Raw genomic sequence first — 5,818 nt, 5'->3', positions numbered from 1 at the left:
TCCTGAACTGTTTGGAATTTATCAATTTCCTTTACATCGTTCAGGAGGTTTTTTAGGTTTCACTTCCTTTGTTGAGTCTTTTATCACTCGAATATTTGTTCGAAAGATTCGGGGTGACCCATGTACAAAGATGTTTGAGCACCGTAGGTGCGAAAACTCATACGCAAAGATCGTGGAAAGCATGAGAGTCCGACACTCTCTGTGATCTCGTGGAATGTATTGAATCAGGCAATCTTTGTGCGATGCCGCTATTACTGCTGGTGTCTCAGCCGCGCAGGGTGCTACTCTCGCGTACAATCAACTGGCAGGAGACTTCGATGCGTTCGGGCGGACCAGTACGCGTTCCATCGATACGACCCAGTAAGAAGGCAACGGCGAGATCTCCAATTTTCTGCTTGTCGGGCGCAATGGTGGTCAGGGATGGTACGGCATAACGGCCTTCTTCGATGTCGTCAAAACCGACCACGGCAATGTCTTCGGGAACGCGATAGTCGGCTTCAAAGATAGCGCGCATGGCTCCCAGCGCCAGAAGATCGTTGAAGCAAAAGATCGCATCCGGTGGCGTATCCAGGGAGAGGAGTTGGCGCATGGCACGCGCCCCATAAAAACGACTAAAACTCGGCAGGCCACGAATAATAAGATGAGGATCAAGCGGCACACCAGCTTCCTCCAAAGCTTCTAGGTAACCGCGCAGGCGTAAGCGTGAGGTTTCTGTCTCGCGCGCCTCTGCCTCCTGCACGCCCAGGGCCGCGATACGGCGGCGCCCCAAACTGAGCAGGTGTTGTGTCGCCAGACGCGCAGTTGCCACGTTATCATAGGTTACATGGTCATACGGCACATCATAAATACGATCTCCTAATAAGACAATCGGGATGGATTCCTGCCGGGGCTGTAAATCTTCAGGTTCCAGTGCGAACGGACTGAGAATGACCCCATCGATCAGGTGCGGGCTTAATCCTCGCACCACATCCTGTTCATTGGAGCGTTCACCACCCGTATGGTCAAGCAGTACCGTATAGGAGCGAGCTTTGGCGGCCTCGATCACGACCTGACCAATTTCAGAAAAATAGGCATTACTGAGATCTGGATTAGCAAAAGCCAGGATACCAGAACGCCCCTTGCGCAAATAACGCGCCGACAGGTTGGGTTGATATTGCAATTCGTTGATCGCCGCCTTCACCCGCAGGCGAATCGCATCCGTCACATAGGGATAGTTATTGACGACATTTGAGACGGTTTTGACAGAGACGCCCGCCTTGAGCGCGACATCCTTCAATGTTGTGGCCAATGATTGCTTCACCCCTTTTTCAAAACTTAATAGACAAGATAAATATACATTAAATTACGCGCTTTTTACAACGTTGCACGCTGCGAATGCGGGCGAAAAGGCCATTCAGCTCCAAATTTCAGGGTCAGCAAGCCAGGCAAGCATTGACAAAGCTGACTTGTATATGCTATATAATTTACAACGTTGTAAACAAAAGCACTGCAGCTTTTTTGCGTAGAAGGAGCAAGTCTTGGCTAGTATCAACATCGATCTGGCACGTAAAAGCGGATCGATAGATCGTAATATTTATGGCGGTTTTATTGAGCAATTAGGCCGTTGCGTCTACGGGGGCATTTACGAAGAAAATTCGCCTCTCAGCGATGAGCATGGCTATCGAAAAGATGTGATGGCAGCGGTGCGGGATCTGCGCACACCTCTGCTGCGCTGGCCCGGCGGCAATTTTGTCAGTGGCTATCATTGGACCGATGGCATTGGTCCGGTGGAGAATCGCCCTCCACAAATGGAACTGGCCTGGCACTCAACTGAATCCAACCGCTTTGGTACCGATGAGTTTATGGATTATTGCCGCACAATGAATGTTGAGCCGTATATCTGCGTCAATATGGGTACCGGCACCATGGATGAGGCCCGCACCTGGGTTGAATACTGCAATGGCACCGGCAATACCTACTGGGCGAATCTGCGCCGCAAAAATGGACATGAGGAACCCTATAACGTTAAATATTGGGGACTCGGCAATGAGGTGTATGGAACCTGGCAGATTGGTGCCATGACGCCGGAAGATTATGTAAAGAAGGCCACCGAGTTTGCCAAGATCATGAAATGGACCGATCCCAGTATCAAACTGGTCGGCTGTGGAGATACCGGCTGGAAAGATTGGGACGATATTGTCATTCCTGGCCTGGCACAATACATCGATTATTATAGCCTGCATCTCTATACTGGTAGTGACGACTACTATAGCAACGTGCTGGCTCCCGCTCTGGCCGACTTCGCCCTGGAAAGTTCCCGCGCCATCATTGATCGCGCACGCTATAACCAAAAGATCGAACATCCCATTTACATCGCCTATGACGAGTGGAATGTCTGGTATCGCAAGCGTGCAGCGGAAACAGCTCTGGAGGAGCGTTATAACCTTTCGGATGCTCTGGCGGTCAGCTCCTTCCTCAATAGCTTCATTCGCCACAGCGATACCGTCAAACTTGCCAATCTGGCCCAGATGGTCAATGTCATCGCCCCTATTTTTACCAGTCCTGAAGGTTTATTTTTACAAACCATCTATCATCCACTGCGCCTCTTCGCTGAACATATGCAGGATATCGCGCTGGATATCCATGTCGAGAGCGAGAGCCTTCCTTTCACGCAAGAGCAGGATAAGTCCCCGTATGGCTTTCCTTTCGCAAGCCTGGGACCCTTCAAAATACTGGATGCTTCTGCTACCTGCGATGCCAGCGGCAAGACCGTCACCATTGCCGTCGTCAATCGCCATCGCGAGCAGGATCTGAGCACCACCCTCAAGTTCGCGGACAACGTCACTATCGAGAGTGCCTACGCATACGAGGTCAACGGAGACAATCCCAATAGCGAGAACGACTTCGAGCAACCCAACGAAGTCAGCATACAAGAACACCATCTGCATAGCGGCGAGCAGGATATCACCTATACTTTCCCGGCCCATTCGCTCACGCTACTGCGCTTACAATTAGCCTGAACACGCGCTTAAGGCAGCCAGTAAAAATGTGTTTGTAAACGGAAGGAGCGGCCACCATCCCTCCTTCCCTTCTGACAGCAAAGGAGGAAAAAAAGAACCGGCACAGTCGACAAATAGGAAAGACCGATCATCACCTCAGTTACTCTTTAAAGCTTACAGTTCATTGTAGTGCTGTATCCTATGTCGCATAGTTAGCGATAACACTCAGGAGGAGATGGAATGATCTCTGAGCAACATCAGTTGATGGCATCCCAGGCAAATTCTGGCGCACGCATGACGCGTCGCAATTTCCTGCAACAAACAGCCGCCCTGGGCATTGGCGGTAGCGCGGCCCTGACGCTCCTGAATGCCTGTGGTAGTCCCCTTGCTTCTTCAGGTACCCATGTGACCTATTGGAACCTCTTCGGCGGTGGTGATGGGGTACGCATGGTACAGATGGAAAACAACTTTTCCCAAAGCCATCCCAATATCAATCTAGAAGCGGTAACCCTGGCCTGGGGCGCTCCCTATTACACCAAACTCGCCATGGCCGCCGCCGGTGGTCGTCCACCCGATGTCGCAATATCGCATATGACACGTGTCCCTATTTATGCATCCGAGAACCTGCTCGATCCCTTTGACATCGATGAACTTGCCAGATACGGCATTACAGAAGATAAATTTTTGCCCGCCATCTGGCAAAGAGCCCATTACAATGGCAAGCTCTATACTATCCCCCTCGATACCCATCCCTTCGTGCTGTATTACAACACGGACATCTGTCAGAAGGCCGGACTGCTCAATGCGGATGGCTCGCTCAAGCCATTGAATAGTCCTGAAGTGCTTATGGATGCCTTTAAGCGTGCGCAACAGGTAACGGGGCCGGGCACATTTGGATTAGCGGCCGAAGCACAGGCCATCACCGCCTGGCGTCTCTTTTATACTCTCTATAGTCAGTTGGGCGGTGAAGTTCTCTCAGCCGATGGCAAAACATTGACCATGGACGATACAAAGGCCGAACAGGTCTTATCCTTTATGGCGGATCTTACGCTGAAAAGTAAAGTGGCATCCCCATTCCAGGACTATGCGGGTGCCGTTGCCCTCTTCGGTAGTGGAAAAGCAGCCTTTCACTGGAATGGTGAATGGGAAGTCACAACATTCCTGGCACAAAAAGATCTGCATTTTAACATGGCCCCTTTTCCCCAGCTCTATGATACCTATCGCGTTCAGGCCGATTCCCATGCCTTTATTCTTCCACATCAACTGGCGGTAGATCCAGCACGTCGAGCGGGCGCACTTGAATATATCAGTTATATGCTCAAAAACAGTCAGAATTGGGCCGCTGGTGGACATATCCCGGCCTATCTGCCCGTGACTGAAAGTGACGCCTATAAGCAGCTCAAACCGCAGTCCAACTATGCCAGTGTCGCGGCAAATGCGGTGCTTGATCCCATCGCCTGGTTTAGTGGTTCAGGCTCTGAGTTGGAAAACCAGGCCGGAGCTGCCTTCCAGGGTGTTTTTACCGGAGCGATGACATCAACGCAAGCACTCCAACAATTCAAAGCAGCCCTGCAAAAATTGTTGGCTATTCCTGCATTTAACTGAAAAAGCGTTGATCCCCCATCGTTTGACATTGTCGTCAAGGAGAGGAATAACCATGTCAGAGATGTCACTGAAGGAAGAGTTGCAAACCGCAACCTCAACCAGCCGTAATCAGGATCTGGTGCGCACCAATAATAGAAAACGCTGGCGCACAGACCTGACAGGATGGCTCTTTGTACTCCCTTTTCTACTGATCTTTATCATCTTTCTGGTCTGGCCGGTCATCTTCGGCTTTCGCATGAGTTTCTTTAACTGGACCATTGGAGGCAATGGTTCATCACATTTTCTCGGGCTCGCCAACTATCAAGAGTTGATGGGAGATGGCGCTTTCTGGAAGGCACTCGGAGTCACTCTCATCTTTACCGTGATCAGTACACCGATCCTGGTTGTGCTGGCATTGGGATTGGCACTACTTGTCAATCGCGCCATACCAGCGCAGGCGCTGTTTCGCACTATCTTCTTCGCGCCCTTTATTCTTCCCGTGTCCGTTGTAACGCTGATCTGGAGTTGGATCTATCAACCAGGCTTTGGCTTGATCGATGGCACCCTTACCAATCTTGGTCTATCAGAAATACAATGGCTGACTGATCCCACTATCGCAATGATTGCCGTGATCATCCTCACTATCTGGTGGACTGTCGGTTTCAATTTTGTAGTCTATCTGGCCGGTATGCAACAGATCTCACCTGAATTATATGAGGCTGCCAGTATTGATGGAGCTGGCACCTGGGCGCGTATCCGCTATCTTACCATTCCATTACTCAATCGCTTCACATCCTTGATCGTCATTTTGCAGGTCATCGCCTCGCTGCAACTCTTTACCCAGACCTATCTCTTGACGAGCGGCGGACCAAACTACTCCACACGTTCAGTCATTCACTATATCTATGACACGGGCTTCACCTCATTCCGCTTAGGCTATGCGTCAGCCATGTCCTATGTCTTCTTTGTCATCATCTTAGTGGTAGCTGTGTCACAATTTGCGCTGGTATCGCGCCAGAGCCGCAAAGGGAGGAATGCCTGATGTCTATCCAAAGTATTGAGCAGAGTCAGAGTCAGGGTACACCACAGAGCATGCAAAAAGTCTATCGTCGCTGGCCGAGCAAGGCCACCTAGAACTTATCCGAAAACCTACAAGGAGGAAACGCGATCACATTGTTGAAAGCAAATGAGCGCACAAGCCAAGCACAACAAGGTCTGATAGGAACGCGGGCGCTTCTCCCAGCGGATCAGCAGAC

Annotated in this window: 4 protein-coding genes; 3 read left to right on the top strand and 1 reads right to left on the bottom strand. The window is 50.6% G+C overall.

Annotated features, from left to right (window positions below; all coding sequences use genetic code 11):
- Positions 1–265 precede the first annotated feature (265 nt).
- Positions 266–1,288, bottom strand: coding sequence for a LacI family DNA-binding transcriptional regulator (locus F1593_RS27090; RefSeq protein ID WP_149404675.1), 1,023 nt, complete (start codon positions 1,286–1,288; stop codon positions 266–268).
- 229 nt (positions 1,289–1,517) lie between these two features.
- Between F1593_RS27090 and F1593_RS27085 the strand changes: the two genes are divergently transcribed.
- From F1593_RS27085 to F1593_RS27075, 3 genes are all read left to right on the top strand, one after another.
- Positions 1,518–2,999 (top strand): alpha-N-arabinofuranosidase, encoded by a 1,482-nt coding sequence (locus F1593_RS27085; RefSeq protein ID WP_149404674.1) that lies wholly within the window; start codon positions 1,518–1,520, stop codon positions 2,997–2,999.
- 219 nt (positions 3,000–3,218) lie between these two features.
- Complete coding sequence (locus F1593_RS27080) at positions 3,219–4,583, top strand: extracellular solute-binding protein (RefSeq protein WP_149404673.1); 1,365 nt, start codon at positions 3,219–3,221, stop codon at positions 4,581–4,583.
- A 52-nt stretch (positions 4,584–4,635) separates the two neighbouring features.
- Positions 4,636–5,604, top strand: coding sequence for a carbohydrate ABC transporter permease (locus F1593_RS27075; protein WP_149404672.1), 969 nt, complete (start codon positions 4,636–4,638; stop codon positions 5,602–5,604).
- Positions 5,605–5,818 lie beyond the last annotated feature (214 nt).

Source organism: Dictyobacter arantiisoli, assembly GCF_008326305.1.
Lineage (GTDB): Bacteria > Chloroflexota > Ktedonobacteria > Ktedonobacterales > Ktedonobacteraceae > Dictyobacter > Dictyobacter arantiisoli.
This window is presented reverse-complemented; position numbering and strand designations above follow the sequence as displayed.